General features: G+C 56.5%; 30 protein-coding genes and 1 tRNA gene. 16 read left to right on the forward strand and 15 right to left on the reverse strand.

All coding sequences use genetic code 11. The features are described from left to right. Nucleotides 1–11: 11 nt before the first annotated feature. The gene (locus QXG22_00250) at nt 12–578 is read left to right on the forward strand and encodes an SCP2 sterol-binding domain-containing protein (GenBank protein MEM0358433.1); all 567 of its coding nucleotides are present in this window, start codon (nt 12–14) and stop codon (nt 576–578) included. 1 nt (nt 579) lies between these two features. Here QXG22_00250 and QXG22_00255 read toward each other — a convergent pair whose 3' ends face one another. Both QXG22_00255 and QXG22_00260 read right to left on the reverse strand, forming a co-directional pair. Beyond that, nucleotides 580–2043 carry a hypothetical protein gene (locus tag QXG22_00255; GenBank protein ID MEM0358434.1) on the reverse strand — a complete coding sequence of 488 codons (1464 nt, stop codon included), beginning with the start codon at nt 2041–2043 and terminating at the stop codon, nt 580–582. Between the two features lie 18 nt (nt 2044–2061). Further along, complete coding sequence (locus tag QXG22_00260; protein ID MEM0358435.1) at nt 2062–2532, reverse strand: hypothetical protein; 471 nt, start codon at nt 2530–2532, stop codon at nt 2062–2064. Nucleotides 2533–2617: 85 nt separating this feature from the next. On the opposite strand from QXG22_00260, the gene QXG22_00265 reads away from it, so the two are divergent. After that, on the forward strand, nt 2618–4063 hold the full coding sequence (locus QXG22_00265) for a CoA-binding protein (GenBank protein MEM0358436.1): 1446 nt from the start codon (nt 2618–2620) through the stop codon (nt 4061–4063). Here QXG22_00265 and QXG22_00270 read toward each other — a convergent pair. From QXG22_00270 to QXG22_00285, 4 genes are all read right to left on the reverse strand, one after another. Further along, nucleotides 4054–4638 carry a hypothetical protein gene (locus tag QXG22_00270; protein MEM0358437.1) on the reverse strand — a complete coding sequence of 195 codons (585 nt, stop codon included), beginning with the start codon at nt 4636–4638 and terminating at the stop codon, nt 4054–4056. The genes QXG22_00265 and QXG22_00270 overlap by 10 nt on opposite strands. Nucleotides 4639–4647: 9 nt before the next feature. Further along, complete coding sequence (locus QXG22_00275; protein ID MEM0358438.1) at nt 4648–6471, reverse strand: hypothetical protein; 1824 nt, start codon at nt 6469–6471, stop codon at nt 4648–4650. 183 nt (nt 6472–6654) lie between these two features. Then, nucleotides 6655–6727, reverse strand: a tRNA-Thr gene (locus QXG22_00280). 176 nt (nt 6728–6903) lie between these two features. Then, nucleotides 6904–7608 (reverse strand): hypothetical protein, encoded by a 705-nt coding sequence (locus QXG22_00285; protein ID MEM0358439.1) that lies wholly within the window; start codon nt 7606–7608, stop codon nt 6904–6906. A 94-nt stretch (nt 7609–7702) separates the two neighbouring features. Between QXG22_00285 and QXG22_00290 the strand changes: the two genes are divergently transcribed. The 3 genes from QXG22_00290 to QXG22_00300 are packed head-to-tail and all read left to right on the forward strand — an operon-like array spanning nt 7703 to nt 10929. After that, nucleotides 7703–9562 (forward strand): AAA family ATPase, encoded by a 1860-nt coding sequence (locus tag QXG22_00290; GenBank protein ID MEM0358440.1) that lies wholly within the window; start codon nt 7703–7705, stop codon nt 9560–9562. Then, nucleotides 9555–10358: a hypothetical protein gene (locus tag QXG22_00295; protein MEM0358441.1), complete on the forward strand. Its 804-nt coding sequence runs from the start codon at nt 9555–9557 to the stop codon at nt 10356–10358. The genes QXG22_00290 and QXG22_00295 overlap by 8 nt, the downstream gene beginning before the upstream one ends. After that, on the forward strand, nt 10321–10929 hold the full coding sequence (locus tag QXG22_00300; GenBank protein ID MEM0358442.1) for a hypothetical protein: 609 nt from the start codon (nt 10321–10323) through the stop codon (nt 10927–10929). Before QXG22_00295 ends, QXG22_00300 begins: the two co-directional genes overlap by 38 nt. Here QXG22_00300 and QXG22_00305 read toward each other — a convergent pair. Further along, a complete protein-coding gene (locus QXG22_00305; GenBank protein ID MEM0358443.1) occupies nt 10883–11782 on the reverse strand; it encodes a tetrahydromethanopterin S-methyltransferase subunit A in 900 nt (299 codons plus the stop codon). The genes QXG22_00300 and QXG22_00305 overlap by 47 nt on opposite strands. A 79-nt stretch (nt 11783–11861) precedes the next feature. Between QXG22_00305 and QXG22_00310 the strand changes: the two genes are divergently transcribed. From QXG22_00310 to QXG22_00345, 8 genes are read left to right on the forward strand one after another with little or no spacing between them, the layout of a single operon-like run. Further along, a complete protein-coding gene (locus QXG22_00310) occupies nt 11862–12260 on the forward strand; it encodes a hypothetical protein (protein ID MEM0358444.1) in 399 nt (132 codons plus the stop codon). Nucleotides 12261–12267: 7 nt separating this feature from the next. Further along, nucleotides 12268–12978 carry a bile acid:sodium symporter gene (locus QXG22_00315; protein ID MEM0358445.1) on the forward strand — a complete coding sequence of 237 codons (711 nt, stop codon included), beginning with the start codon at nt 12268–12270 and terminating at the stop codon, nt 12976–12978. Further along, on the forward strand, nt 12951–13211 hold the full coding sequence (locus QXG22_00320; protein MEM0358446.1) for a metalloregulator ArsR/SmtB family transcription factor: 261 nt from the start codon (nt 12951–12953) through the stop codon (nt 13209–13211). The genes QXG22_00315 and QXG22_00320 overlap by 28 nt, the downstream gene beginning before the upstream one ends. 50 nt (nt 13212–13261) lie before the next feature. Beyond that, nucleotides 13262–14200, forward strand: coding sequence for a triphosphoribosyl-dephospho-CoA synthase (locus QXG22_00325; protein MEM0358447.1), 939 nt, complete (start codon nt 13262–13264; stop codon nt 14198–14200). A 37-nt stretch (nt 14201–14237) separates the two neighbouring features. Further along, complete coding sequence (locus QXG22_00330; GenBank protein ID MEM0358448.1) at nt 14238–14882, forward strand: DUF447 family protein; 645 nt, start codon at nt 14238–14240, stop codon at nt 14880–14882. Beyond that, the gene (locus QXG22_00335) at nt 14879–16390 is read left to right on the forward strand and encodes a dihydropteroate synthase-like protein (protein ID MEM0358449.1); all 1512 of its coding nucleotides are present in this window, start codon (nt 14879–14881) and stop codon (nt 16388–16390) included. Before QXG22_00330 ends, QXG22_00335 begins: the two co-directional genes overlap by 4 nt. Before the next feature lie 38 nt (nt 16391–16428). Then, nucleotides 16429–17136 (forward strand): (5-formylfuran-3-yl)methyl phosphate synthase, encoded by a 708-nt coding sequence (locus tag QXG22_00340; GenBank protein ID MEM0358450.1) that lies wholly within the window; start codon nt 16429–16431, stop codon nt 17134–17136. Then, the gene (locus tag QXG22_00345; protein MEM0358451.1) at nt 17133–18185 is read left to right on the forward strand and encodes an ATP-grasp domain-containing protein; all 1053 of its coding nucleotides are present in this window, start codon (nt 17133–17135) and stop codon (nt 18183–18185) included. Before QXG22_00340 ends, QXG22_00345 begins: the two co-directional genes overlap by 4 nt. On the opposite strand, the gene QXG22_00350 is transcribed toward QXG22_00345, so the two are convergent. Continuing rightward, nucleotides 18166–18456 (reverse strand): ferritin family protein, encoded by a 291-nt coding sequence (locus QXG22_00350; protein ID MEM0358452.1) that lies wholly within the window; start codon nt 18454–18456, stop codon nt 18166–18168. The genes QXG22_00345 and QXG22_00350 overlap by 20 nt on opposite strands. A 74-nt stretch (nt 18457–18530) precedes the next feature. On the opposite strand from QXG22_00350, the gene QXG22_00355 reads away from it, so the two are divergent. The 3 genes from QXG22_00355 to QXG22_00365 are packed head-to-tail and all read left to right on the forward strand — an operon-like array spanning nt 18531 to nt 20871. Continuing rightward, the gene (locus QXG22_00355) at nt 18531–19538 is read left to right on the forward strand and encodes a hydantoinase/oxoprolinase family protein (GenBank protein ID MEM0358453.1); all 1008 of its coding nucleotides are present in this window, start codon (nt 18531–18533) and stop codon (nt 19536–19538) included. After that, entirely contained in the window at nt 19535–20155 is a 621-nt protein-coding gene (locus tag QXG22_00360; GenBank protein MEM0358454.1) for a hypothetical protein, read from the forward strand. Before QXG22_00355 ends, QXG22_00360 begins: the two co-directional genes overlap by 4 nt. Next, the gene (locus QXG22_00365; GenBank protein ID MEM0358455.1) at nt 20152–20871 is read left to right on the forward strand and encodes a HisA/HisF-related TIM barrel protein; all 720 of its coding nucleotides are present in this window, start codon (nt 20152–20154) and stop codon (nt 20869–20871) included. Before QXG22_00360 ends, QXG22_00365 begins: the two co-directional genes overlap by 4 nt. On the opposite strand, the gene QXG22_00370 is transcribed toward QXG22_00365, so the two are convergent. The 7 genes from QXG22_00370 to QXG22_00400 form a co-directional block, all read right to left on the reverse strand. Further along, a complete protein-coding gene (locus QXG22_00370; GenBank protein MEM0358456.1) occupies nt 20868–22025 on the reverse strand; it encodes an ATP-grasp domain-containing protein in 1158 nt (385 codons plus the stop codon). The two genes, QXG22_00365 and QXG22_00370, sit on opposite strands and share 4 nt — an antisense overlap. 305 nt (nt 22026–22330) lie before the next feature. After that, nucleotides 22331–22546, reverse strand: coding sequence for a hypothetical protein (locus tag QXG22_00375; GenBank protein MEM0358457.1), 216 nt, complete (start codon nt 22544–22546; stop codon nt 22331–22333). A 7-nt stretch (nt 22547–22553) separates the two neighbouring features. Then, the gene (locus tag QXG22_00380) at nt 22554–22730 is read right to left on the reverse strand and encodes a hypothetical protein (GenBank protein MEM0358458.1); all 177 of its coding nucleotides are present in this window, start codon (nt 22728–22730) and stop codon (nt 22554–22556) included. Nucleotides 22731–22772: 42 nt separating this feature from the next. Continuing rightward, the gene (locus QXG22_00385) at nt 22773–25622 is read right to left on the reverse strand and encodes a DEAD/DEAH box helicase (GenBank protein ID MEM0358459.1); all 2850 of its coding nucleotides are present in this window, start codon (nt 25620–25622) and stop codon (nt 22773–22775) included. Continuing rightward, entirely contained in the window at nt 25606–26064 is a 459-nt protein-coding gene (locus QXG22_00390; protein ID MEM0358460.1) for a hypothetical protein, read from the reverse strand. The genes QXG22_00385 and QXG22_00390 overlap by 17 nt, the downstream gene beginning before the upstream one ends. Before the next feature lies 1 nt (nt 26065). Beyond that, the gene (locus tag QXG22_00395; GenBank protein ID MEM0358461.1) at nt 26066–26338 is read right to left on the reverse strand and encodes an acylphosphatase; all 273 of its coding nucleotides are present in this window, start codon (nt 26336–26338) and stop codon (nt 26066–26068) included. Nucleotides 26339–26346: 8 nt separating this feature from the next. After that, nucleotides 26347–26994, reverse strand: coding sequence for an HAD family hydrolase (locus QXG22_00400; protein MEM0358462.1), 648 nt, complete (start codon nt 26992–26994; stop codon nt 26347–26349). Nucleotides 26995–27000 lie beyond the last annotated feature (6 nt).

The following is a 27000-nucleotide window of genomic DNA, read 5'->3' on the forward strand; positions in this document are numbered from 1 at the left end:
AAAAGAAAGGCGTGGGGGAGGATTTAAAGAAAATCGTTGAAGAAGCCTTCCAACTTCCTTTAGACGAGCTGAGGGGGAACCTCCCCACCCTTCTCAACGGCATAAAGGAATTTGGAGTTTCCAAACTCATGGAGCTGGTCCCAGATCTCATACCGAGGTTGGCAAGTAGGCTCAAGGAAGTAAACGTGACCCAGTTCATTAAAGATGATCCCGAAACCTCTGCTAAGTTCATGGATATCCTTTGGGAGGGAATTAGTTTGCTCGCCGAAAAGAATCCGGATGTGAAGGAGGCCCTAGAGAGGGTGGGAGAGGTGTCCGTGAACTTGGAAGCGATAGATAGTCCCATGAGGGGTCATTTCAGGATAAGCGGGGGTAAGCTTTCTGGCGGATCCGGATTGTTAGAAAAAGCCGATCTCACGGTAAAAGGCTACACCCAAGTCATGATAGAATTGTTTTTGGGAGAAAGGGATCCAACGGAGGCCTTTTTCAAACAGCTCATAAGAACGGATGGAAGTATACCTTTGGCCATGAAAGTCTCCTCAGCCATGATGGAGGTCTCCCAGCTCCTCAAGGGTTAATTCAATCTACCTTCTTCCCCATTTTTTTGTCTGCCAGCTTGCTGTAATATTCTAGGTTTTTCCCTGAACCGTCGTAACCTTCCTCCACCATGATCTCCACTTTCTCCCTAGTGATGTCGAAGGGCCATATCTGACCTTTGTTGGGATCGAGGGGAGGAAAGTCCTTAGGCTGGAGGGGCTCCACGGAAGGATCGAAGAGGAAGTGGAATCTACCCGTCTCCTCTATGGATGGCAATTGGCCCGTTTCCTTGTTCAGACCTCCCTCGCTCTCCAGCAATTCCAGGAACTCTTTGCTGGGTGGGGTCTCCAAGTACTGCCTGATATTGATAGGCTCCAGAGAGGGTGGAATGGCCCTCGCCAAAACGAAGGGCGGAAGGATTCCCTTTACGTGGGGATAGAACTGACCATGCTCCCACTGGAACTTCCTTATCTTGAAGAGGTTGGGAATCTTTTTCTCACTGCAGGCATATTTGTGGATGGTGTTATACCCTCCCAAGAAAAGTTCACTCATCCTCTTCACGAAGGTCTCTTGCGTAAGACCCAACAAAGTTCTCAGGATGGGGGGCAAGGGCACGTAGGAGAAGAGGTTGTACCTGACCCCAAGGGCAGCCGTGTTCAGGCCATAGTAAACGTAAAGGAAGAACTCGCTACTCATGAGGGCATTCTGGGCGATGGTGCTGATGTAAGCCGAAACACCCGAGATGTAAAGTGTGGCGTGTAACCACTTGGAGAAGAGCTCCGTACGCATATCCATGATCACGTCTCTTACCCCCATCCCCCAATCGTAAGGATCCCAATAATACTTGGGAACATCCCTCACCTTGACCCCCGTCCTGAGGTGTCTACGGTTTAACCTATCGTCCAGCTCTTCTTTGCTACTGGCTCCCGTCCAAGTCTCCGTTGAGGTCAGGAAGCACTTCTCATCCTCCTCATCAAAGTATTGGGAAATGTCCTTCGAGGCTCCCAGAAGCCAACGATGTACTGGGATGCCATCCTCGTTATGATAACCTAGGATCCAATAGACTTCCCTAGTAAAGTCATCCACATGAACATACTCCACGGTAGCATATTTTCCATAAAGCATCTGACAAGTGGTCCTCCCCACATCCGATCTGCAAAGGTAAGCGGGTGGGTGACTCAGATAGCAGAGGTTGTCCATGAGATAAAGTTCTTCCCTGGGTGGAGGATTTTTGAGCAGCCTTCTGGAAGTCTCCACCGCATGGTCTACGCGGTAGGACCACTCCACGAAGTTCTCGTACTTGAGTCTCTGCCATTTTTCTGGGGTCATGCCCAAGTATCTGAAGATGTGCCTCCAAACCGGCATAGAAGTGAAGATTTCCAAGCTAAGGGGCATTTGTCCTGGGAAGGGGTTGATGGCACTGAGATAATGCCAAATCTTATCCAAACCCATGCGTTTGATCCACTCTTCCCATTCCGCCTTTTGCTTGGCACTCCTTTCCTCCATTGTTTCCATCTTCCCACCTCACACGAACTCCGTTTTCGATACTAAGAGGAGCGTGAACTTCGTATATCCATCCAATCTCCTCGTAAACTCAAACATTCTCCCCCTGAACTCGATTTCCCTGTCCATGGTAGCCCATAGGAAATCCTCACCCGTCTTTATCTTCTCGAAGGTGGAATATTTTCCCTTCATCATCGCCGTATATGATTCTCCTTCCTTGGCCGGTCTGAAATCCACCAACTTCCCCTCTTTCCATTCCAAGAGAAGCGTCACCCTATCCGTTTCTTTGGCCTTCTTGAAGAGTGCCTCATCTATCATTCCCCCATCCAAGATGGCCTTCTCTAACTCTGGGGAGAGTCTGGAGATGGGAAGTTCCTCAACTATCCAAAGGATCTTCTCGCTGGCTCCCTCGAGGCTCCCCACATTAGAAGGATCGGAATTCCAACCTTCCTTGATGCTCTCAAACCATTCCTTCGTTAGCACCAAGGGCACAAAAAATATAATCTTGAGGTGTTTAAAAAGATTAGGTTCTAAGAAACTCGGAGAATTTATAAAGAATTACGGAAAGGAGGAGAGGATGAGTTGTGGTGAGTCAAAAGAATTACCCAAAAGAACTCTAGAGAATCTAAGATACCTCTTCGATCCCCAATCGGTAGCGGTGATAGGAGCCTCCCGCTCTCCCATCAAGTGGGGAAGTATCATCCTAAAACACGTCATCGAGGGGGGTTTCAAGGGGGAAATATATCCCGTCAATCCCCACGAAGAGAACATTATGGGGCTTAAAGCCCATCCGAAGGTTCCGGAGGAAACGGACCTGGCCCTCATCGTCACCCCTGCCAAAACCGTTCCTTCCCTTTTGAGAGAATGTGCCGAAAGGGGAGTGAAGTCCGTGGTAGTTATTTCGGCGGGTTTCAAGGAAACTGGAAAAGAGGGAGAAGAACTGGAAAGGGAACTCGTGAAAATCGCGGAGGAGGAAGGTTTACCTTTTGTGGGCCCCAACTGCATGGGTATTTTCTCGGCTACTTCTAGCCTCTGTGCCCTCATGGCTTCCGTCAAACCGCTCAAAGGTAATATTTCCTTTCTTTCTCAAAGCGGGAATCTCGGCACCCAGCTGCTCGATCGAGGAACCTACTACCACATAGGTTTTGATATCTTCGTGAGCACCGGGAATGAAGCCTTCCTGAGATGTGAGGACTTCATAGAGGTACTGAGGGAGAGAAAATCCACAAAGGTCATCCTCACTTATATAGAAGGGGTAAAGAACGGCAGGAAATTCTTCGAAGTGGCAAGGAAAACCACTCCCCTCAAACCCATCATAGCCCTTAAAGTGGGAAAGACCCAAGCCGGAAGCAGGGCTGCCAAGTCCCATACGGGTTCTCTTTCGGGCTCCACCCAAGTCTATCGGGGTGTCTTCAAACAGGCGGGGGTAATAGAGGTGGAAACTACCGAAGACCTACTTAAGGTAGCCATGGCCTTGGAGCAACCCCTTCCCAGAAACAACCAAGTGATCATCCTCACCAGGGGAGGAGGATGGGGGGTGGCCGCCACCGATTCCTGCCAAGAAGGTCTGGTGGAGGTACCTCCTCCTCCACCTTCCATCTTGGAAGAGCTGAATTCTTTCATGCCTCCCTACTGGAGCAAAGGTAATCCCATCGATACGGTGGCTGAGTTGGATCCTTCTCTCGAATTCAAAATCCTGAAAACCATAGAGAAATGGGATGCCGGAGGACTCATAGTACTTGGGGGACTGGACGCTTACGCCACCAGATTCCTAGACCCAGAACTGAGGAAAGTTTATGTGAAGGAAGTACAGATCCCCCTCATCAAAAGACTCATAGATCTCAACCGGAAAGGTAAAACTGTCTTCGCCGTTGCTCTTAAACCCTTGGACAAATCCAGATCCGTCAAACTCCTCCGAAAAAACCACATTCCCGTTTACTTCTCACCGGAAGATGCCGGGAGAGCCTATTCCAAATTAATAGAGTACAAGAAGATGAAGGAGAAGTTGGAAGCCTACGGGTGACCTCTAGGCCAGCACCTTGGTCTGGGAACTTCGAATCCCAGAATGGCCGTCATCACATCGTATTGGTCCAATCCCGCCGTGGTATTCCCTATGATTTCCGCCCTTCCCTCGTACACAGCGTTGAAGACGCTTATTTCCCCTCCCAGAATGGGAACGAAATCGTAGTATCCCATCTTAATCCAGAGATCGGGCTCCTCTTCTGGTGGACCCTCCAGCACTTGAGTGGGATTCAAGAACATCCTCACGAACTCCGTCCCACGTTTGGGGTGTATTATCTCATAAACGATTAGACGGGTGGGCGCCGAGGCGGCCAGCTCCATGGCCTTGGGACTCGAGATCGCCCTTCCTATGATGAAATCCATGAAGAGCTCGTATGCCGTCGGCTCCCTTCCCCTATCCTGAACCCATTTGGAATAGGGGGGCTCCCTCCACCACCCATCCGGACGAGGACGGCACATGCTTGGAGGGGGAAGGGGTTCTGGAGTAACCCTGTCCAAAACGGATGGAAGTTTGGTTTTTTCATATTCCTCTGCAAACTTGGGATACATCTCCCGAAGGGAAGGCAACTTTCCCATCCTCTCACCTCAGTGGGGCGGGAGTACTGGGTCCCTCTCCCCCGCAGGCATGAACTGTCTTATGCCTGCCTTGGCGATACAGAGCCTGGGATGTTTGAAGTCGAAAACCAGATGGGGATCGGCGAAGGCCACCTTTACGATGGGGCTCAGGCACCAGGCGCTTCCCCTTCCTATCATCGCAGCATATACGGCGGCGCCCCTAATGGCTCCATGGGCTGCGGTATAGGACTGCATGGGATAGTTCAATCCCCTCAATTCCACTAGGTTCCCCTCCTCCGGCCTGAAGCTGCACAGATAGGGGAGGCCTATGTGGTCTTGAACTTCCTGCCCCGCCCAGCCCGTTCTGAGCCAACCCTCCTTCATGGCAAAGGCGATGGCATAATGGGCCGCCATCAACCCCATCGTGGAACTTCCCGTGAGCAAGGCGGCAGAAGAGGCCGCTATGGAACCTATCACGGAAACCCTGTGGGCACCTCCCCAGTGGAATTCCGTAAGGGTGGGGAACTTCTCATAGCTTTCCATTGCGTACTGGACGATCGAATTCACCATCGTCCTCACCGTTTCCCAGCGGAGTGGAACCTTTCGAACTCCCTGCATGTAACGGTGGGAGAGCTCTATGAGCTCCATGGAGATTTCGTTCATCACCTCTGAATAAGCAGCGGAAGCCACGGTGTTGGAGAAACCTATACCCCCACTCATGTAGAAACCCAACCAAAGCACGTTGTCTATCACCGCCGCTATTCCTCCTACCCCTTCCTGTACGGCATGCGAATATTTCAGGGCCTCCTCCTCATCCTCCTGGGCTACCTCCAGGAACCTCCTGGCCGGGAGATCCCTTTCCGCCTGCATGAAGTCGCAGATGTAACCGTCGGGGAAGCCTCCGGGTTCGTTCGTTCCCCTCATCCTCTGATACCACATCTTGTTCCCCATCCTCACCACCCTGGCGTGCTTGAAGGAATAGGCCAGATCAGAGATGATGTGTTCTCCGGAGAGACCATAGGAGGCTATGAAGGCCATGGTGTTCTGCATGGCCGCCCACCTGGCGGCCTCATCCCCATCCGCCATGCGAACGGCTAGGGTGGGGATGCGGAGGACCACCCAGATGGCATCCCCTATGGCTGCCTTGAGCCTCTCGGCCCTGGTCGGATGGAAGAGCTTGTCTATGTCTATGAGGAAGCGCTTGTCCAGGGCATCCTTCACCTCATCCGAACCCGTGATGACCTTCGCATAGGCATCCTTGACCAGGAGGGGGTTGATCTCTGACATGTGTTCCTGGGCCACGGCCCCCCCACACATGGTGTGCTGGAGGGTTTCGAGGTAGAGGTTGATGGTTTCTGGGGTGACCTCCTTTCCAGCCCTTACGGTGAGCATCCGATGGGCTATGTCCAGGTTCACTATGACCGTGCGTTTTATGTCATCCAGCATCTGCTGGATGGCCACGTTGTTGAGGTGGTGGGTATCATCCTGTTCCACCACGATGTTGGTTCCAGAGATGAGGAAAGGTTCCAACTGTCTTTGACCTATGGGTAGACCCACTGCCCTGTTGTAGGCTGGAAGACCCCTCTCTATGGCCACCTGTCTTCCCAACCTGGCGAACTCCTGCTTGCGCTTTGACTGCCTGTAACCTCCCCTCTTGTACATCTGGGAATCTTGGAGGGCAAAGGGATCGGTACCGAAAGTATTTTTCAAGCTTTCGTAAAGGACTCTTTCTTTTTCTATAGGAAGAAATCTAGCAGAAACAGCGTAAAGTTCTCTCACATATTCCCTTTCTCTAGCCTCTATCTGCCCTCTTTCCTGAAAGGCTTTTTCACCCCTTTTCTCCGAAGTGGACATTCAGAGGTTTTCTCCTCTTCCCATAAAAACTTTCCCCTCTTGGAAAAAACCTCTAATTTTTTCTTTGTCTAGAAGGAAAATTTTTCCCAAAATTTGGCACAAAAGTGCCATCCTCAGCTGGGCTCAGGAAGCCAAGGTTCCAGCGGGAAAACCACATGTTTAGGCCAAAGGCCCCGACCTTAGAGCCCCGGGTGGGATTTGAACCCACGACCCATCGCTTACAAGGCGATTGCTCTACCCGCTGAGCTACCGGGGCCTTTTTATTTTCTCCTTTTTTCCTTTTAGCCTTCCGAAACTCAAAAAAGAATCCTCTCCGAAAAAAAAGAGGAGAACATTCCAAGGAAAAAGAAAAAGATGGTGGATCTCTTGCTGGCTTCGGAGGTTATGGCCTCAGGTAAGGAACTGAATAGGGAACTAACCAAAAGAAAGAAATCAAGAGATAAGGGGTAAGATTTCCCCAAACACACAGTCGAGAAAATCCTTGAGTTCCACCCTACTGAAGGTGGTTATTACACAATTCCTGGTAATTCCCACCACCATGTTGTACTTGCGGAATTCGAAGACGGCATACCAAATCTTGCCATGTTCTAGATATTCCCTGTAAAGCTTGCTGTCGGCTAGGGCCGATCCAGCCAGGGCCACCTTTCCCACGTTTGGGATATCTATATCGTCGAACCAAATGAGTTTGGTGGCCTGTGGATTGGATTCATGTAATTCTTTCAAAGTCTCGTGCGTGATCCTTCCTTCCACGATGGCCCCCGTTTTCAGGAAGAGTATCTCGCTCAGCTTGTTGGCCACGTAATTGGTGAGGAGTTTCTTCACACCCCTAGCCCTCGAAGGGGCTAGAACCGTCAGAAAATTCCTCCCCTTAAAGGGCCTTATCCAGAAAGGCACCTCCTCGGTAACCGGTACCTCCACCAAACCCCTACGATAATATCTGCTCAGGATGAAATCCCTACTGAAAACACCCACAAGGCTGCCCCCCTCCATTTTCAAATCCAAGATTTCCGTCGTGAGGTCGAGCTTCCTGCCCCCGCTCTCATAGGGTTCCACTTCTTTGAAGTCCCTCAGCTTACGGGCCATCAGGGGCAACTCCATTTTTTCCTTGATCTCAAAGATCTTTGCCGCTAGAACCATCGGAACACCGGCAATATTCTCCCTTCAAACTTTAATTCCCAACGCCTCCTCCACCCATCTTTTAAGAACATGGGAAGAGCATACTGCTGAGGTGATGAATACGATCAGGGAGCTCATCCTAGAAAACTTCATGAGCCATTCCTACAGCAGGATCCCCCTCAAGCCAGGGTTGAACCTCATATGTGGTCCCAACGGGGCAGGGAAATCCTCCATCCTCCTGGGACTTTCCGTGGCGCTGGGACAAACCTATACGGAGAGGTCCAGGAAGCTCAGCGACCTGATCCAGAGGGGTAAGGACCTAGCCAGGGTCAGCGTGGTTTTCGATAATTCTCCTACGGACGGAAAGAGGCCCCTCCCCCACTTCCCCACCGACACGGTAGTGCTCTCCCGTTACCTCAGCAAGGATGGGACCTACTGGCACGAGATAAATTCTAAGGGCATCACGAAAGGGGAACTACTCAGGTTCCTGAAACATCTCTCCATCAACCCCGACAACATGCTCATCATCATGCACCAAAATATGGTGGATACCTTCGGAGCCATAGACATGAAGGAAAGGCTGAAGTTGGTGGAGGAGGCCGTGGGGCTGCATGAATACAGGGAAAACATCCTAAGTGCCATGCAAAAGCTCTCCCACACCCTCAGCGAGGAGGAGGCTGTGAAGAGGCTGTTGGAAAAGGCGGAGGAGACCTTGAAGTATTGGGAGGGCGAATACCAGCGCCTGAAGAGGAGGAGGGAACTGGAGAAAAGGAAGAAGGAGCTGGAGGCGGAATACCTTTGGTCCAAGTACCTCAGGAAGGAAGAGGAACTCCAAGAACTGGAGACCGACCTTGAAGAACTGAGAGTCCAATTGGAGGAGCTGAGGGAGGAAACGGGAAAGGAGAGGAGAAAAGTGGAGGGACTGGAAGGAGAAATAAGCAGGTTGGAGTTCGAACTGGAGGCCTCCTACGAGGAACTGATCGCGGGCGAAAAACTCAGGGCGGAAGGGGAAATCTACCTCACCCTGGCCGAAAAACTTTCGGGGATCACGTTGCCCTTCCCCCTCAGTTATGACAGGGGAAGGGTGGAAGCCAGGATAGGGGAGATCAGGGGAAGGATTGCCAGGCTGAAGGGGGAGCTCTCGGAGAAGAGGAAAGCCTACGTGGACAGCAGGGTGAGGGAAGCCCTTCTAGAGATGAGACAGGATCTCCTGCGCAAGGAAATGGACTCCCTCTCTGGGGAGATGAGAAGGGTGAGGAGGGAGCTCGAGGTTCTCAGGAGGGAAGCCGAAAGCGTGGGGGAAAGGGTGGAAACGAAGAGAAAACCCCAAGAGGTGCTGGAGGAGCTGAAGATAGTGGGAGCCCATCTGAGCACCTTGGGAGAGGTTTCACCAGATGTGGAGCAGATGTACCTGAACTACAAGGCCACCATGGAGGAATTGAAGGAGAGGGCAAAAATAGCGGAGGAAAACCGCAGGAAGGCCCTCGAAGAAGTGGAAGAAAGGAAGAGGCGCTGGAGGAAAGAAGTGGAGAAGCTCCTCCATCAGGTGAGGGAAGAATACGTGAAATTGCTGGAAAGGGTGAACGCGAGGGGGGACCTTAAGCTGGTGAATCCCGAGGATATCGAGGGCGCCGGGCTCGAACTCTACGTGGGCTTCAGGGGTACCACCCCCCAGCTCCTCGATGCTTATACCCAGAGCGGTGGTGAGAGAACCACCGCCATCATGTTCTTCCTCCTCGCCCTTCAAAAGCAGATCAAATCCCCCGTCAGGGCGGTGGACGAATTCGAAACCCACCTCGACCCACGCAATAGGGAAACCATCTTCCGTTCTCTCATAGAAGCCACCAAGGGGGAAAAAGTTCAATATTTGGTAATAACTCCGGGCTACCTCTTGGGGGTGGAAGAAGTACCCAACATCATCATGGTCCAAAACGTGGGGGGTGTCTCCCAGGTAAGGGTGGTGACGGGTGCGTAAGGAAAAGAGGGAACTACTCCTGAGGGTAATAGACCTTTGCGAGAGTGTTAGGAAGCATGAGCTGGATCCCTTCGAAGTCCAGGTAGGGGAGTTCCTGCGCAGGTTGAGGGAACTCCTCCCCAAACTTAAGGATTTACAGGACCTCTATCTGGACTTGCAAGCCCTGCTCGGTCTCACCGAGGTAATCCTCCACCAAGGAGAATGGATCAAACATCGATCCTCCCTTCTCTATTTGGATCCCCTTCTGATTTCCCTGAAGGTCCAGGTAATGTCCAATCGCGACCTTGCGGAAATCTTTGTGAGGGCATGGCATCCCATCGTGGAACTGGAAATCCTTTCCCCACCAGCCCTCTCTGAGGCCAAAGAGTACTGGACCAACCTTCCACCTCTGGAGGAGAGAAGAAGGGAGCTGGAAGGAGGGGGAGAAGGGAGGGGGGAACTCTCTGTGGAAGAACTCTCCAGGATGGGAATAGTGAGTAAGGAGGAATTCCAGAGGTTGCTCAACGAACTCTGGGAGGAACTGAAGAAGGTTGGCGGAAGGGGCATATCCTATTGGAAGTTCATATCCGCTCCCACTTTCGAGGAAACGGTGAGGAGGGCCTGGCTGGTGAGCTTTCTGGTGAGTTATGGCTATGCCGGGATGGAACTGAAACCCTTGGAGGACGACATGATCCTCTTCCCCTATTCCTCTCCCCAGCGGAGGGAGGAGAGCATGTCCCTTCCCGTCTCTATTTCAAGGGAAAAATGGAGGAGAAAACGTGGAAGGGGAGGCCGAGCTGAGGGAGAAGCTGGCTAGGGCTGCCCAGCTCCTTTTTTTCAAACACCATGCCCAACCTGGAGCTAGGGGATGGGAGCTGAAGAGGGCCCTGGGAAGGGAGTACGAGCAGGTGCTGAAGGTGCTGGAGGAAGAAGTGGGAAAGCTTGGTCTCACCATCAAGAAGGTGAGTGAGGGTGGAGAGCCGGAAAGCGACAGGTACTTCCTCACCCTGAAAGGTCATCCCACCCTCACGGAGGCCAGGACCTTCGGCTGGAGGATAGACGACATGGCCATGCTCACCGTGACCTTAGCCCACCTACTGGCCAAAGGAGGGAAGGCACCCTTCAGGGAGGTGGAGAGCATCCTGGAGGAGAAGTTTCCCAAGTTCAGGGTGGAGCCCACGCTTGAGAAGTTCATCAGGATGGGCTACCTCTCGGAGGATGAACAGGGGACTCTGTATGTGGGGTGGAGGACCAGGGCGGAGATCGACCAGCAGACCCTCCTCACCCTTCTCCTGGGGAAGGAAGTGAGGGGGGAAAAGTCTCCGGCGGAGCAGGGGGAAGCTACTCAGAGCGACGAGACCTCCCAATCCTCTCCGCCGCCCTCCTGATGCGCTCCAAGGTATCGGCTTCCTCCTCGGTGAGCTCAGGCCTCCAGGGCTCCCTCACTCTCATGGAGAGCTTCTCGCAGATGGGTGGTTCGGGCCAGGCCCCAGGATCCCAGAGGGTGTACCCCATGAACTCCACGGGCTTCTCCTGAAGGCAGGCCCAAACGGCCTTCTTCACGTTTTCAGGATCCATTCCCCTCCTAGGTTCTTCCTCCGAGATGAGGTTCACAATGGTGATTTGCTTCCTGAATCTCTCGATGGAGCGGAGGGGGAGGTTGGGAAGGTAGGGGGCCGGGGCTCTAGACCCCAGGATGGTCCTGCGCTTGTCGTTGGCCACGCCTTTCTCCACCAGCTGTAGGAGGGAGTGGGCAGGCAGGTGACCCTGTGACTCCCTCCAGCACAGCACCAGGTAGCGTATGTTGGGGTTTGCCACCACGTTGGCCACCAGCTTTTCTATCCCTATGTTCTCGGTCTGGAGGGTTCCCGCCAGGGCAGCACCCGCTTCCACGCCCACCTCCACGAGCCTCAGGAGTTCTGGCGGTATCCTGAAGTCGTAGGTGTCCAAGATGGCACAGACCGCGACCGGGGAATAGTCGTTGCCCCTGAGGTATCTCCCTTCCTCGGGAGGATAGTCGGGGGGAGGATCCACCTTCAGGAGCTGGTATCCCTCCACCTCGATGGCCCCCTCTGGGCACTTCAGCTCGCATGCCCTACAGGCACAGCACTCCTCCCCCCTCACCACCTTCGCGACCTTCCTTCCCCTCCCCTCCTCGAGCCCGAAGACCCCGGCGGGGCAGACCTCTACACACCTTGCACACCCTGTGCACTTCTCCTCCCTTATCCTTACCCCCACCATCCAGCTCTCTGGTCTCCCCTAGAATATAATGGTAGCTTTCACCAAAAAACTTTTATATAAATTTATATTGATGAAAACGATGCCCAAGCACCAGACCCCCGACTTTCAGGCAAAAAAGATGGTGGTGAAAAGGGGACTGGGTCTCTGGGAAAAGTACCTCTCGGTGTGGGTGGCCCTCTGCATCCTCACCGGAATCTTTCTGGGCCGGACCTTCCCGGAAATCTCCGACGCCCTGGCGAAGGTGGAGGTGGCCCACGTCTCCATCCCCATCGCGGCCTGCCTCTTCGCCATGATTTACCCCATCATGGTCCAGATAAGCTTCGAGGAGATCAAAAGGGCCAGCCGCTCCCCCAAGCCCATAGGGCTCACCCTCTTCATGAACTGGGCCGTCAAGCCCTTCACCATGACCTTCTTCGCCTGGCTCTTCCTCGCGGGAGTCTTCTCAGGCTTTCTTTCCCCCGAACAGGTCGAGCAGTAGAGCCGGGATGATCCTGCTGGGGGTGGCCCCCTGCACGGCCATGGTGCTGGTGTGGAGCTACCTGGCGAGGGGAAACATGGGACACACGCTGGTGATGACCGCCATCAACTCCCTCACCATGGTCTTACTCTACGCCCCCCTCGCCACCTTCCTGCTGGGAGTCTCGGGGATAAGGGTGCCCTGGGAAACCATAGCCTTCTCGGTGATGGTCTACATCTGCACCCCCCTGGTCGCGGGGTACTACACCAGGAGAGAGGTCCTGGAGCGGAAGGGGGAGGAGTGGTTCAGCAGAAGGCTGGTGCCGGCGCTCGGCAGGATGGCCATCGCCGCCCTCCTCATCACCCTAGTGATCCTCTTCGCCTACCAGGGGCACCTCATCACCGAGATACCGGGCATCATAGGGATGATCACCGCCGGGATCTTCGCCAACATCCTCCTGGTCTTCGGCATCCTATGTGGTAGCCAGGATCATCCACTTGGGATACGAAGACGCCGCCCCAGCCGCCATCATAGCGGGGAGCAACCACTTCGAGGTGGCCATCGCCGTGGCCATCTCCCTCTTCGGGGTGGAGTCTGGGGCTGCCCTGGCCACGGTGGTAGGGGTGCTGACGGAGGTACCCCTCATGCTCTTCCTGGTGTTCCTTTGCAGAAAAACAAGAGGTTTTTTCGGCTGAGGGGAGAGGAACTAAGATGGGTACCCGAGAACTCAGGGTGCTGAAATGTTTAAGCGACGAGACCAGGTACAGGATCTTCCTCCTTCTGGGGGAGGGGGAAAAGTGCGTGTGCGAGCTGGTGAGGGAACTCAGGAAAGAACAGCCGCTGATCTCCCACCACCTGAGGCTGATGAAGAAGTGCGGTCTGGTCTCCAGCAGGAATGAGGGGAGGAGGACCTACTACAGGATCAGCAAGCCCGAACTTTCAGAGCTCCTGGAGGTCCTCAAGAAGCTCTGAGCCATCCCTCCAAGAGGGCCCCTTTTATGGAGGGAGGAGAGAAATCGGAGATGCTCACCCTCGAGGATCTGGCCAGGATGGCCCAGCTCTCCTCCGCCCTCGAGGTGTGCGGTCATCCCAAGCCCGGAAACGTGCACCGCACCTCAGACTTTCCGGATGCCACCTTCGAGCAGTTCGTGGCCAGCACCATCGCGATAGGCCCCGCCATGCTCCTCGCCGCCCGCAGGGGCTTCTCGGTGGGGAAGGGGGAACTGCGGAAGGAGGAGGTGGGACTGGGGGGGATCATGGAGGAAGCCATGAGGGAAACTAGGAAATGGCAAAAAGATGGAAACACCAACCTGGGAACGATCCTCCTCCTCACCCCCCTCACTGCCGCCGCCGGCTGGGTGTTAGCAGAGGAGGGTAGGATAGGGGGGGAATCCCTTCGCCGGCGCCTCTCCGAGCTCCTCAAAGCCACTACCCCGGAGGATGCCGTGGGGCTTTACCGTACCGTCCTCCTCGCCGAGCCCGCCGGGCTGGGGAAGCTTGAGGACCTCGATGTAAACGATCCACGTTCTCAAGAAGAGCTGAGGAGGAGGGGGATCTCAGCTTACGAAGTCATGAGGATCTGCTCAGGATGGGATGACGTGGCGAGGGAGTGGGTAACCGATTATTCCATAACCTTCGAGTTCGGTTATCCCACCCTCGTCAGGATCTATCGACAGACGAACCACATCAACACCACCACCGTCCAAACCTTCCTCGAACTCCTGGCCTTCCGTCCCGATACCTTCGTGGCCAGAATCAAGGGAAGGAAGAAAGCGGAGGAAGCTTCACAGAAGGCCAGAAGGGTGCTGGAGGAAGGAGGAATGCTGACGGAGAGGGGAAGGAGGATGGTGAAGGAACTGGATGAAGAGTTCAAAGGAGAAGACATAAACCCGGGAACCACCGCCGACCTCACCGCTTCCTCCTGGATGCTGGCCCTCCTCCTAGAAGGGATAAGACCCTAACCCCACCACTAAATAGGGGGAAAGGAGAGGCTTGTTGATGGTTTCACCCCAAGCACTTGGTCTAAGGGAGGCTCCGGGGGAAGTAATCCTTTCCACCCTCAATCCTGACTCCTCACCCCATGCTGCCACCGTGGGGGTTAGACTCAAGGGCGAGGAAGTGGAAATGTTACTCTTCCATCCCTCCACTTCCCTCTCCAACCTCAAGAGGGAGGGAGAAGGGGTACTGAACGTGACGGACGACGTGAACTTGCTCGTGAGATTGGCCCTCAGGGAACTTCTCTCCCCACCCAAACTCGAGTTCCTCCCCTCCCCTCCGGGCAAGGTTCCCAGGCTGAAGGGGATGAGAGGATATGCGAACCTGAGGGTGAAAAGGATAGAGGAAGAGGAGGTGGAGGACGAGCTGGGACCCTCAAGGACCTCAAGGGTGACCTGCCTCGTGGAAAGGGTGGAGGTACTCTCACAGTACGTGAAACCCTTCTTGAGGTCCGAGTTCCTCCTGTTGGAAGCCGCGGTGATAGCCAGCAGAATCCTGGTCGCGAAGGAAAGGGGTTTGAAGGTGAGGAGGATGATGGAGGAGCTGAGGAGGATGGTGGAGGAATGTCTCCGCCTTTCCCCCTCCTCCCAGGAGGCCAAAACGGCTGAAGAGCTTCTGGGGGCTGTTGAAAAGAGGATGATCGGATGAGGGTTCTCCTCCTCACGGGAAGGCTCGCCTCTTCCCTCGTGAGGAAATACTCCAAGGTGGAAGGGGTGGAAGCGGAGGTGGTGGTGGCCCCCGTTCCCGTCGCCACTTTCCTCACACCTTCCCTAGCCGTGAGGGAATTGGAGAAGAAGGGAACCAAGGGCTACGATCTCGTCCTCCTACCAGGAATGGTAAGGTTCGACCCTTCCGAGGTGGAGAGGAGGATAGGGATTCCCACTTACAGAGGCCCCAAACATGCCGCTGACCTGCCCTTGGTCCTAGAAAAACTTGGGGAAGTGGAGCTTTCAAAGGAAGTCCCGGCCTGCGAACTCCTGAGGGAGGAGGCGAGGAAAAGGGCGGAGAGACTCCTGAAGGAGGTGGAAAGAAAGGCTGAGGAGAATCCGGGAGAGGGGGCCTTCCTCTTGGATGGGCTGGGGATAGGAGGATCCTTCCCCCCGAGGGTGATGGCGGAAATCGTGGACGCCCCCCTCCTCCCCCAAGAGGAAGTTTTGGAAAGGGCGAGGAGGTATCTCGAGGAGGGGGCGGAGATCCTGGATGTGGGGATGGTGGCTGGAAGGAGTTTCCCCGAAAAGGCTGGGGAGCTGGTCTCCCTCCTCAAGAAGGAATTCGGGGTACCCGTGAGCATCGATACCTTCAACCTCGAAGAAATCTCCCGGGCGGTGGAGGAGGGGGCGGACTTGGTTTTAAGCCTCGATCGCTCTTCCCTGAGGAAGTTCGATAAAGCCGAAACGGCCGTGGTACTCGTCCCACCGCGTGTGGAGAGGGGGAAGAGGAAGAGGGAACTGCTGGACTTGGTGGAGGAGGCCAGGAAGAGGGGTTTCGAGAAGGTGGTGGCAGATCCCCTTTTGGAACCCCTCAACCTGGGCTTCCTGGACTCGGTGAGGGTGCTGGCGGAAGTGAGGGAGGAGAGGCCCGAGCTACCCCTCCTGATGGGGGTAGGGAACGTGGTGGAACTCTGCGACGCCGATTCCCCAGGCATGATGGCCCTGCTTGCGGGAATGGGGATGGAGATAGGGGTCAGCCTCTTCCTGACCGCGGAAGCCAGCGACAAAACGGAGGGAAGCGTGGGCGAGCTGAGGAGGGCCAGGGACATGATGCTCCTGGCCAGGGAGAGGGGTTCCGTGCCCAAGGACTTGGGACTGGATCTCCTCTTCTTCAAAGAGAAGAGGAAGAGGGAGGAACCCTACGATCCCTCCCCGGAGGCTGGAGCCAAGGTTCTGGAAGAAAAACCCATGGAAACCCCATTGAGGCTTGGGGAGAGCTTCTTCAGGATAAGGGTGGAGGGAGGGGAGATAAGGGCCGTGCTCTATCGGGGGAAAAGGGCGGAGGTGGTCTTCAGGGGAAAGAGCGCGGAGGGTCTCTGCAGGAGGATCCTGGAGGAGGGGATAACCGACCCCTTCCATGCCGCCTATCTGGGAAGGGAGTTGCAGAAGGCGGAGATAGCCCTGAAGACCGGAAGGAGCTACGTGCAGGAAGGAGAGCTTTTCTAAGCAGCTATTTTATAGCGGACCACTCCAAGGATGAGAGCATGGCCCTTCTCCTCGTGAGCGTGAGGGACGTGGAAGAGGCCCTGGAGGCGGTTAAGGGGGGTGCAGACATCGTGGACGTGAAGAACCCACTTGAAGGTTCTCTTGGGGCGGCCTTTCCCTGGATCATCTCGGAGGTCAGAAAACTCCTCCCTTCCTTTCCCTTGAGCGCCACCATAGGTGACTTCCCCTCCCTCCCCGGAAGTGCCTCCCTGGCCTGCCTGGGGGCCCTGCAGGCTGGCGCCGATTTCGTAAAGATCGGGCTCAAGGGACCGAGGACGAGGGAGGAGGCCCTTTCCCTTTTAAAGGCCGTGGTGAGGACCGTCGACTTTTGGGGGAAGGGAGAAGCCGTTGCATGTGCCTATGGGGACTTCGAGAGGGCTGGGACCTTAGATCCCTTCCTCCTACCCGAGTTGGCCGCTGAAGCCGGGGCAAGGGTGGTCATGCTCGACACGGCGGTGAAGGACGGTAAACCCCTTCCCTCCTTCCTTTCCCTCTCGGAGCTGAAGGAGTTCTCCGAGAAGGCACATTCGATGGGATTGTTGGTGGCCCTTTCGGGTTCCCTTGGGGAAAGGGAAATCGAAAAACTGAAGGGACTGGCGGATGTGATAGGCGTCAGGGGGGCCGTCTGTCCTTCGGGGAGGGGGGGGAAACTCTCACCAGAACTCGTGGGAAGACTGAAAGGGCTGCTGAAGGATCTTCCTCGATGAAAGTTCTCCTCCTGGAGTTCGCCTCCTCCTTCGGAGGATCCCCCTCCCTCCTGCCTGAGGGTTTCGCCCTCCTCAGGATGATGGCCTCCCAGTTCGAAGAGGCAGGCTTCCAACCCCTTTCCCTCCTCCACCCCAACCTCCGCTGGCTCAGGGATTTTCTGCCGGGAAGGGTGGAGAGCTCCCTTCCCCCCTCCCTTCCCGAAGTCGCCCTTCCCATCGCCCCTCCCAGAGAGCTAGTGGAACTCACCGGATGGCTCGAGAGGAAAGGGGTGAAGGTACTGGGCACGGACAGGGAAGGGGCGAGGAGGATGGGGGATAAGTGGCTCACTTACCTCGCCCTGAGGGGGAGGATCAACCTCCCACCCTCCACGCTCATCCCTCCACGCTCGGGGAAATGGTTGGTGAAACCCAGGTGGGGAGCGGGCGGGGAGGGGATAAGGTTCGGGAAAAGGAGGAAGGAAGGGGAATTCTTCCAGGAGTTCGTGGAGGGAATTCCCGCGAGCTGCTGCCTGCTGGTGGGTGAGGAGCCCTTCGTTCTCTCCCTCAATCGACAGGTGCTCTCCCTCGGGAGGAACATCCGCTATCTGGGAAGTGATGTGCCCTTGAGGCTCCCACCCTCCCTTTCCAGGCAGTGCAAGGAAATGACTAGGAAGAGCGCCCAGCTCCTAGGAGCAAAGGGGATCTGCGGAGTGGACCTCGTGGTGGGGAGGAAACCGTACTTCATCGAATTCAATCCCCGCCCCACCACCTCCTTCCTCGCCCTGGTGAGGATCCTCCGGGGAAACCTGGCCGAAATGTTGGTGGAAGGAAGGGGGAAGGGTTCGATCGGGGGGGAGGCCTGTGTGAGGATCCTGGAGGCTCCCCCCCTTCCCCCCGGAGGGATGGAGGGAATGGAGGAAGTGGAGGGTCTCCTCACCCCTCCAGTGGCCACGGAAAAGGGCTTCAAGATGGTGGTGGTGGGATGGGGAAGGGACCTGAAGGAGGCTCTCCAGAGGATGGAGGAAACGAGGGAGGAAGTGAGGAAAAGGTTCAGCGCTTGGAGCTCTTGAGCTCCTCCACTTCCTTCTTACCCTTCTCCAGCTCCCCTACCTGTTCCCTGTCCTTTTCCAAGAGGAGGGCTTGGAATTCCCCCAGATGGGTTTTCTCTTCCCTAGCTATGTCGAGCAGTAGCTTCCTCACCAGTTCGCTGTTAGCCATCGCGGCCATCTGCTCGTAGAAGTTGATGGCATCCAGCTCCGCTATCATTCCCGCCCTGAGGATTTCCCTATCGAGCTCCTCCTTCCTGAGTTTCTTCACTTCCGTTGGAAGTTCCGATAACATCGAAAAACTCTTTTTTTAGTCCATATTAGCCCATCGCAAGCCTTCCTTATACCCTTCCCCACAGACCTATGGAGATGTCTTCCCTGGGTATTGACCTAGGCGGAGCCCACACCAAAGCCGTGCTCTTGGAAGGGGGAAGGGTGAAAGCCTCCCTCCTCCGCTACCTTCCCCTCTGGAAGGAAAGGGAGAAGGTGGGAGACCTCCTCAGAGAGTTGGAAAGGTGGGGACCGGAGAGGGTGGGGGTGGTGATGACGGGTGAATTGGCCGATGTATTTGAGACGAGGGAAGAGGGGGTGAAGGAACTGGCCAAGGAGGTATGGGGGGTGTGGAAGGGAAAGGCTCTTTTCCTCACCCTCGGTGGTGAATTGGTGGGGATGAGAAAGGTCCTATCCGATCCCCTTTCTGTGGCAGCTTCCAACTGGGTAGCCAGTGGGCTCGTCGTGGCAAGGGATTTTCCCGATTCCCTCCTCGTGGATGTGGGGAGCACGACCACCGATCTCATCCCGCTCGTGGGGGGGAGGGTGGCCAACCTGGGAAGCACGGATTTCCAGAGACTCAAGAGAGGAGAACTCGTTTATACGGGGGTCATACGCACCCCCGTGGCCTGCGTACTGGGAGAGGTGGAGGGAATAGGGATGGCGGCGGAGAACTTCGCGGTGATGGGGGATGTCTATCTCCTCCTGGGCAAGCTAAACCCGAAGGAATACACGTGTGAAACTCCCGATGGGAGGGGAAAAGACGTGAAGAGTTGCGAGAGGAGGCTGGCAAGGATCTTTTGTTCCGATCCGGAAGAGGTGGGGAGGAACTTCCTCAGGAAGTGCGCCAGGATCCTCCATAGGAAACAGGTGGAGAAGGTGGCGGAGAAAATGGGGAAAGTGAAGAAAAGGTATGGGCTGGAGGGCTGCCCCGTGGTGGTCACGGGGGTAGGAAGAGAGATCGTGGGGAGGGAAGCTGCCTTAAGGGCTGGATTCAAGAAGGTGGTGGATCTAGGAGGGATATGGGGGAAGGAAGCGGCCCTCATGACCCCGGCCTTCTCCATGGGCAAACTGGTCGAGGAGGTGGTCGGACGGATGCCGTGGTGAAAGTGGGGGGAAGTCTGCAGGAAAAGGAGGAGGCCTTGAAGAAGGTCTGCTCCCTCCTCCGCCTGCTTTCCGACGACTACGATCTGGTGGTGGTTCCGGGAGGGGGGAGGATGGTGGAAACGGTGAGGGAACTCCAGCGTGAGCTGGGCTTTTCGGAAGAGGTAGCCCACTGGATGGCCATCTTGGGAATGGAAGCCTATGGGATCCTCCTGAGGGAACTCCTGAGATGGAGGTGCGTTACCTCCCTCAAGGAGGTGAAGGGAGGAACGGTCTTCCTGCCCTTTCTCGAACTCAGGAAGGAAAAGAAGCTAGAGAGGTCCTGGAGGCTCACCTCCGATTCCATTGCCGCCTGGGTCTGTGGGAAGGTGGAATGCCATACGCTGGTGCTGGTAAAGGGGATAGAGGGGATAAGGGAAGGAGGAAGGCTGAGGAGGGTCCTGACCACGAAAGAACTGAGGGAAATGGGAACGAACGTGGTGGATCCCCTCCTTCCCGATCTTCTGGAAAAGAACAGGATCACCTGCTGGGTGGTGGGAGTGAAGGGGATGGAGGGATTGGAAGAAGCCCTCAGGGGTGGGGAGACCCTCGGGACCAAGATCGTTCCGGTGGTGGAGTGAAGCTCATTCCCGTGCTGGATGTGAGAGGAGGGATGGCCGTCCATGCCATAGGGGGTAGGAGGAAAGAATATAGACCCGTGAGGAGTGTGCTGGCCGAAGACTCCTCCCCCCTCTCGCTGGTGAAGGGCTATTTCAGCCTGAACCTGAGGGAGCTCTACTTCGCCGATCTGGACGCCATCGAAAAGACGGGTAACAACCTTCCTTCCCTTTCCGAAGTGGTGAGGGAAGGGGCGGAAGTAATGGTGGATGCCGGTTTTGAGCGGGCAGAAGATGCCAAACCCTACGCCGAGGCGGGGGTGAAGAAGCTGGTGATGGCCACGGAAACCCTCAGGAGCTTCGAGGAAGTGAGGAAGGCCCTGGACTATGGTCTGCCCCTCGTGGGAAGTCTAGACCTGAGGAGGGGAAGGGTGGTAGCCCGCTCCGAAGAGGTAAAGGGTCCGGTGGCCAGGGTGATCCAGGCTTTCGAAAGGGAGGGGGTCTCCGAGCTCCTCCTCCTCAACCTGGACAGGGTAGGCACTTCAACGGGCCCCAACCTCGCCCTCCTCCAAAGGGTCCTGCGCCTTACCCATCTCCCCCTCCTGGTGGGAGGGGGGGTGAGGGGCATGGGGGACCTCAGACTCCTCAAGAGGATGGGGGTTTCAGGGGTTCTCCTCGCCACCTCCCTTCACCTGGGCAGGGTGGGAAAGGAGGAAGTGAAGGAAATCCTGGCACCCTAAGCCAAGAGTCTCAGGATTTCTTCGGCCGTTCTCCTAGCGCTTTCCAGCGCTTCCTCCCTCCTCGGTGCGAACTCGAGCACACTGCAGACCGGTTGTCCCTTCCCTATCCCCTGTCCCTTCCAGGGGAGATCGACCACACCGGGGAACTTCCTCAGGTCCGGTGCCGTTCCTTCCCTCGGAGCGTACAGAACGAGCTTGACCGAAGAGCCCCTCGCCTCTCCGTATTTCCCTCCTCCACCGCTGCACCACCTGAAATGTTCCTCCACCAAGTTTATTCCCAGCACTCCCTCCACCTGCTCCAAGGTTCCCTGAAACCTAGGATTCACCTCCACCACCCAAGCCTCCCCCCCCGAAAGAACGAAGTCCACACCATTGCTTCCCACCAATCCCAGCTCAGAACACAGGACCTCGGCGTACTCCCTAACCCTCTCCACTTCCTCCCCATCCTCCAAGGGGACCACCCCTCCACAGTAGGAGAAGGGGCTTGGGGCGCAAAGCCAAGCCTCACCTATCAGCTGTTCGTTCACCGTCAGACAAACCGCCTCCCCCCTTCCACAGAGCAGGCTGGCGCTGACATTCCTTCCCGGCAAGTACTTCTGTACCACCACCCTCTTCGAAGGGGAAGAGGCAAGCTCGAAACCCTTCCTCGCCTCTTCACCCGATCTGGCCAAGAAAATCCCCCTTCCCCCTCCACCCAAAAGGGGCTTCAGGAGTACGGGATAACCCAGCTCCTCCCCCCTTTCTTCCGCCTCTTCCGGACTCTTGACCTCCTCGGTGGGGGGAAAGGGAAGACCCAACCTCGAGGCGACGCGGAAGAGGTCCTCCTTCGCCCTCCTCACCCTTTCCCATCCGTTGCCCACGAGCAGTCCTTTCCTCTCCAACTCCCTTAACAAGTCCGGCTGATGCTCCATGCCCGAAGTACAGAGCACGGCGTCCACCTCGTGCTCCTCTAAGGCCCTGAAACAGAGCTCTTTCCAATCCAACCTCTCCCGTGGAAGGGAAGGGGGAGGAGGGAAAACAGCCTCCGCGAGGGAGCAGAGGTCCAGGTCCCTGAAGCGGTCCACTGCCAATGCCCTCAGGCCCAGGGCCCTAGCCGCCTTCACCACGGGCCTGGTGTTGACCCCCACCACCAGTACCGTTCTCAGATCCTCCACCTCTCCCCTCGGGCGGGGAAAAACTAAAGGTCTGATCCTTCCCCAACCCTTGTCTAGATCTCCCCTGCCCTGAACTTTTCCGCAATCCTTCCTCGGGCATACAGGAGTACAGGAACCTGTTGATCTCCTCCAGCCACTCCAGCTTCTGCCTAGGGGAGAGCTTCAGGTACTCCCTGAGCTTTTCCTCGCTCACCACATACCGGGAGCCCCTTCCCCTCATTTCGCCATCCTCCCCATCCTCTCCACCTTCCCCAGGGCCTCAAGGTCGGAGAGATCCTGGAAGCGTCCGGAATACTCCTTGAGCTTCAAATCCCTCCGGAGACCAGGGGAATGGTGATCCTCCCCGCCCCCACCACTTCCCTCCTAGCATAGGCCTTTCCGAAGTCCAGGGGATGATCCAGGATCAGGTCTACTCCTTCGTAGGGTACCCGCGGGTTTTTGAAGCTGAAAGCCTTCCTGTTTTTCTCCTTTCTCCATCTCTCCAAGTTTTCCACGGTGATATCCCCAAAGGTGACTGGCACTCTGGGTCTATAGCCTCCTCATCGCTCCCAAGAACTTCTCCAGGTTGCGTGCTCCCGGCTGGAGGAGAAGGTCCAAATCGGCTGTGGCTCTGGGCACACCGTACAGGTTCACCGCTATTCCGCCAGCTATCAGGTACCTCACTTTTCTTCGGTTCAGCTCCCCCAACACCCTCCCGTAGTACATCAATAACCTTCAAAGCCGGGATATTAAGGACCTCAAGAGTGCCTACTTGCCCCACCTCCTCAGCATCTCCTCGCGCTCCTTCTCCAGAACCCTCTCTATGAAGGAGGTGGAGAACTCCCTCTCCCTCTTCAGGATCTCCTCCGCCGCCTTGGGGGTGATGTGCCTCCCCGCCAGAGCCAGGGCCGCTAGCCTGCCGTATCGGGAGAGGAGCCTGGCGCTCTCCACCACCTTCTTCCAGACCTCCCCCTCCCTTCCCCTCTCCGCCAGCTCCGCCGCCTTCCTCACCTCCTCCTCGGGCTCCTCCGCCATCCCTATCTCCGCGCTTCCGCACCTGGGACACCTGGGCCTCTCCTCCAGCTCGTGGAGGGGAAGCTCCCTGAACCAAGAACGGCAGGAGACACAGGCAAAGGTCCTCACTTCCCCCAGCAACCTCGCCCGTGCGGAGGCCACGACCAGAAGCCTCAACCTCCCGGGGACGGCCGGCTCCATTCCCACCCTGTGCTGCCTCCAGATCTGATAGGAGAGGGGGGTGGGATGGTCCCTCTCCCCAAGGGATTTCACCTCTATCTCACCCGAACGCATGAGGCGAAGCACCTCGGCCGTCCTTTCCAAGTCGAGATCCTTCTGTACCACTTCCTTGAAGGTTTCCTCGAATACGGGAGTACCCTTGAGGGAAACCATCAGCTTGTCCACGAGGGAATGGGTGAGTTCCACTTCTTTCCTCAGGACTCCCATCCTCCTCGCCACCTGAACCAACCTCCACCTGAAGAACCTGCTACCCTCCACGATTTCCCTCAGGTCCTCCTCCCTCCCCCTCCTGAGCAGGGATACCACCCTTTCGGGATCGAGGGAAGGGGAGCGCAGGACCAAACGATAGGGATCCACCCTTGAGGCCACGGTCTCCACCAGTTCCGAGGAAAGGGTCTGGGCCAAGAACCTCGCAAGGGTGCGGTTCACCAGGGTGCCAAAGCATGCCCCCACCACGCAGAATTCCCCCACCTTTTCCACCACCACTCTCCTATCCGTGGGGAGGGGGAGACCTTCCCTCAGCTGTGAAAACATCTCGGAGAGGGGAGACTCCAGTTCCCCTTCCTCCACTCCATACTCCCTCGCCAGTTCCCTCCTCACCTCTTCTTCCCCCCTTCCCTGGAGGAAGGCTTCTTCCACTCTCCTCCTGATCCTCCCCACTTCCTGCGCCACGGAAAAGGGAACGGGGATTTCCTCCCCTATCCAGCTCGGAACCGCCCCCACGGGATCCTCATCCCTCTTCACGTAGACCTTCGAGGAGAACACCTGAACGATCTTCCAGATTTCCCCTCCCAAGGTGAACTTCACTCCCGGCTCTCCGTACTCCGCCATGAAGGAATCGTCCAGCACCCCCACGGGTTGTCCGCTCTCGTCATCCACCACCAAGTACTGCTTCAGGTCGGGGATCATCGAAAGGTTCTCAAAATAATACTGGAAGAGCCTCGCTGGTGGTCCCGCCCTTTCCACCACCTTTCCATCCTCCGAGAGCCTGAGGAACCTCCCGCTCAAACCCTGTGCGAATTCCACGACCTTCAGCACTTCCTCCTTCCCCAGCCCCCTGAAGGGATAGGCCTTCCTGAAGAGCTCCACCACCTCCTCCACCTCCACCCTCCTCCTCCGGAGGAGGAGGGAGGCCAGGGAATGGAGGAGGACGTCGAGGGGCTTTTCTGGGACCTTCACCGGCTCGAGTTCCTTCCTCCTCGCATGCGAGAGGATGACCATGGCCTCCAGCATGTCGTCCGGGTCTTGAACCACCACTATTCCCTTAGCCACCTTTCCCAGCCTGTGGCCGCTCCTCCCCACCCTCTGGAGCAAACGGGTGACCTGTCTGGGGGAATTGTACTGGATGACCAGATCCACCCTTCCTATGTCCAACCCCAGTTCGAGGGAGGAAGTACTCACCAGCCCCTTCACCTCGCCCTCCTTCAGTCCCCTTTCCGCCCTTACCCTCGAGAAACTGGAGAGGGAACCGTGATGAACGCTCACGGGAAATTTCACATCCCAGAGCTTGAAACGATTGGCCAGGATCTCCGCCATGGGACGGGTATTGGTGAAGAGGAGGGTGGAGCCGTGGGTTTCCATCAGCCTCCTGATCTCCCTCAGCCTAGCCGCCACCTCCGGAAAGGTGTAGAGCTTGGATGCCAGCTCCCTGTCCTCTTCCGTAGGTTTGGGATAGACCACCCCGAGCTCCATTTCCTTTTCCATGCTCACGTCCACAACTTCGCACTCCCTTCCTTCCCCCACCAAGAAACGGGCCACTTCCTCGGGGGAGCCTATCGTGGCCGAGAGCCCCACGATCTGGAAATCCCCACAGAGGGCCCTTAGCCTCTCCAGCGAGAGGGAAAGCTGGGCCCCCCTCTTGTTATCCGCCAGCTCGTGTACCTCGTCCACGATCACCCACCTCACGGTTTTCAGGTGGCCGCTGAGCCTCCTCCCCGCCAGCAAGATCTGCAGGCTTTCGGGAGTGGTGATGAGGACCTCGGGGGGGACGAGGGCCTGCTTCTGGCGCTCCGAGGGAAGGGTGTCTCCATGTCTCACCGCTACCTTCAGGTCCAGCGCCCTGCACCACCATTCCAGCCTCTCGAGCATGTCCCGGTTGAGCGCCCGCAGGGGTGTGAGGTAGAGGATCCTCACCCCCTTCCCCTCTGGCTGGGAGAGGAGGAGGAGATGGAGAACGGGGAGAAAGGCCCCCTCCGTTTTCCCCGATCCACTCGGGGCTATCAGGAGGACGTTCTTCCCCTCTAGAATCTTGGGAAGGGCGAATCTCTGGGGGGGTGTGGGTTCGGAGAAGCCCCTTTTCTCCAAGAGGCTCCTGAGGGGTTTCAGGAGCAGCTGGAAGGGGTTGTTCTCAGAGATACTCTCCACCCCTTCCCAGCCTCCTCTTGAGCTCCTCCAGCTTCCTCCTGAGCTCCCTTCCCGCCTTCTGGTACTCGGAGAGGAAATCCGAAAGGGTACGGGTAGACTCCGTGCGACATCCCATCCCGGAGGCTATCACCAATTTGTCCCTCGAGGAAGGATGGAAGGAAGCCAGACCAAAAGGAACGGGCTCCCCTTCCTCCATCACCCTCCTTATCTCCTCATCCATCCTCTTCACCGCGAACTTGGCACCCACTCCCAGGAGCTCGAAGGGACTCACCATTTCCCCCTTGATCTGCCAAAGCCCCAGTCCGGGCGCGTGGAAGAAGAGGTCTCCGTAACCGTAGTCGTCCCCTCCCATCAGCACCCTCCATTCTTTCCTCAGGGAGGGATACTTCTGATACTTCTGACGCATCTCCTCCATTACCTCCGCCACGGACTTCACCCTCATCTCACCACCTTATCCTGAAGCCCTCTTCCCCCTTGGGTTCTTCCCACCTTACCTCCACCCCATCCACCCTCGCTCCCGGAGGACCCTTCCTGCAGAAGTTCAGCATCTCCTCCACCTTCTCCCTTTCACCTTCAAAAACCGCCTCCACCCTCCCATCGGGCAAGTTCCTCACCCATCCACCCACTCCCAGCCTGGAAGCCAGCTCGCTGGTCCTGTACCTGAAGAAGACCCCCTGAACCTTACCGCTCACGTAGACATGGGCCCTTACCCTCATCCCACCACCTACCCGAAGCCATTGGCCAGCTTATCCCTGAATTCCCTTAAGTCCCTTACCACGAACTCCCCAGAGGTCCTCCCCTTCCTGTCTAGATAAAAGGCCCTTATCCCCACCCTCCTAGGAACCAGGTAATCGTGCTCGAAGTGATCCCCCACATGAACGAGTTCGGAGGGGAGAAGGGAGCACTCCCTCAGGATCGTGAGGTAGGTCTCCTCCGATCTCTTGATCTTCCTGAAATCCGAAAAGGAGGAAAAGAAGCGGTCGAAGCAATCCTCCAGACCCAGCACCCTCAGCTGGAAGGAGGCGAACTCCCTAGGAGCATTGGTGAGGAGGAGGAGCCTGTACCCCCTCTCCTTCAGCCAACGGAGTACCTCCGGTGCTTCGGGATACACCCTCACCGCCCCCTTTGAGCGCTCGAAGAGCTCTTGGGGATCCACCCTCAGGTCGAACTTCTTCAGCCAGTACTGGAGGTCATACCATTCGAGTCTTCCATCCCCCACCCTATCGTACTCTTCCTTCACCACCCTCTTGGCCTCCTCCAACGGAAGCCCGTGCCTGAGGGAGTAGGCTCGGGGTATCTCCTCCAGCCACACCTTGTTGGCAAAGCTCATGTCCACGATGGTGCCGTCCAGATCCAGGGAGACCGCCTTCATCGTTTC

The sequence above is a fragment of the Candidatus Hadarchaeales archaeon genome (assembly GCA_038736355.1).
Taxonomy (GTDB): domain Archaea; phylum Hadarchaeota; class Hadarchaeia; order Hadarchaeales; family WYZ-LMO6; genus WYZ-LMO6.

Coding starts and splice junctions, on each gene's coding strand:
- QXG22_00320 (MEM0358446.1), top strand. CDS start 12,951: ATGGGTACCCGAGAACTCAGGGTGCTGAAATGTTTAAGCGACGAGACC.
- QXG22_00380 (MEM0358458.1), bottom strand. CDS start 22,730: ATGTACTACGGGAGGGTGTTGGGGGAGCTGAACCGAAGAAAAGTGAGG.
- QXG22_00270 (MEM0358437.1), bottom strand. CDS start 4,638: ATGGGAAAGTTGCCTTCCCTTCGGGAGATGTATCCCAAGTTTGCAGAG.
- QXG22_00325 (MEM0358447.1), top strand. CDS start 13,262: ATGCTCACCCTCGAGGATCTGGCCAGGATGGCCCAGCTCTCCTCCGCC.
- QXG22_00390 (MEM0358460.1), bottom strand. CDS start 26,064: ATGAGGGTGAAGTCCGTGGCGGAGGTAATGGAGGAGATGCGTCAGAAG.
- QXG22_00305 (MEM0358443.1), bottom strand. CDS start 11,782: ATGGTGGGGGTAAGGATAAGGGAGGAGAAGTGCACAGGGTGTGCAAGG.
- QXG22_00315 (MEM0358445.1), top strand. CDS start 12,268: ATGATCCTGCTGGGGGTGGCCCCCTGCACGGCCATGGTGCTGGTGTGG.
- QXG22_00290 (MEM0358440.1), top strand. CDS start 7,703: ATGAATACGATCAGGGAGCTCATCCTAGAAAACTTCATGAGCCATTCC.
- QXG22_00285 (MEM0358439.1), bottom strand. CDS start 7,608: ATGGTTCTAGCGGCAAAGATCTTTGAGATCAAGGAAAAAATGGAGTTG.
- QXG22_00350 (MEM0358452.1), bottom strand. CDS start 18,456: ATGTTATCGGAACTTCCAACGGAAGTGAAGAAACTCAGGAAGGAGGAG.
- QXG22_00395 (MEM0358461.1), bottom strand. CDS start 26,338: ATGAGGGTAAGGGCCCATGTCTACGTGAGCGGTAAGGTTCAGGGGGTC.
- QXG22_00275 (MEM0358438.1), bottom strand. CDS start 6,471: ATGTCCACTTCGGAGAAAAGGGGTGAAAAAGCCTTTCAGGAAAGAGGG.
- QXG22_00355 (MEM0358453.1), top strand. CDS start 18,531: ATGTCTTCCCTGGGTATTGACCTAGGCGGAGCCCACACCAAAGCCGTG.
- QXG22_00400 (MEM0358462.1), bottom strand. CDS start 26,994: ATGAAGGCGGTCTCCCTGGATCTGGACGGCACCATCGTGGACATGAGC.
- QXG22_00265 (MEM0358436.1), top strand. CDS start 2,618: ATGAGTTGTGGTGAGTCAAAAGAATTACCCAAAAGAACTCTAGAGAAT.
- QXG22_00335 (MEM0358449.1), top strand. CDS start 14,879: ATGAGGGTTCTCCTCCTCACGGGAAGGCTCGCCTCTTCCCTCGTGAGG.
- QXG22_00340 (MEM0358450.1), top strand. CDS start 16,429: ATGGCCCTTCTCCTCGTGAGCGTGAGGGACGTGGAAGAGGCCCTGGAG.
- QXG22_00330 (MEM0358448.1), top strand. CDS start 14,238: ATGGTTTCACCCCAAGCACTTGGTCTAAGGGAGGCTCCGGGGGAAGTA.
- QXG22_00310 (MEM0358444.1), top strand. CDS start 11,862: ATGCCCAAGCACCAGACCCCCGACTTTCAGGCAAAAAAGATGGTGGTG.
- QXG22_00345 (MEM0358451.1), top strand. CDS start 17,133: ATGAAAGTTCTCCTCCTGGAGTTCGCCTCCTCCTTCGGAGGATCCCCC.
- QXG22_00255 (MEM0358434.1), bottom strand. CDS start 2,043: ATGGAGGAAAGGAGTGCCAAGCAAAAGGCGGAATGGGAAGAGTGGATC.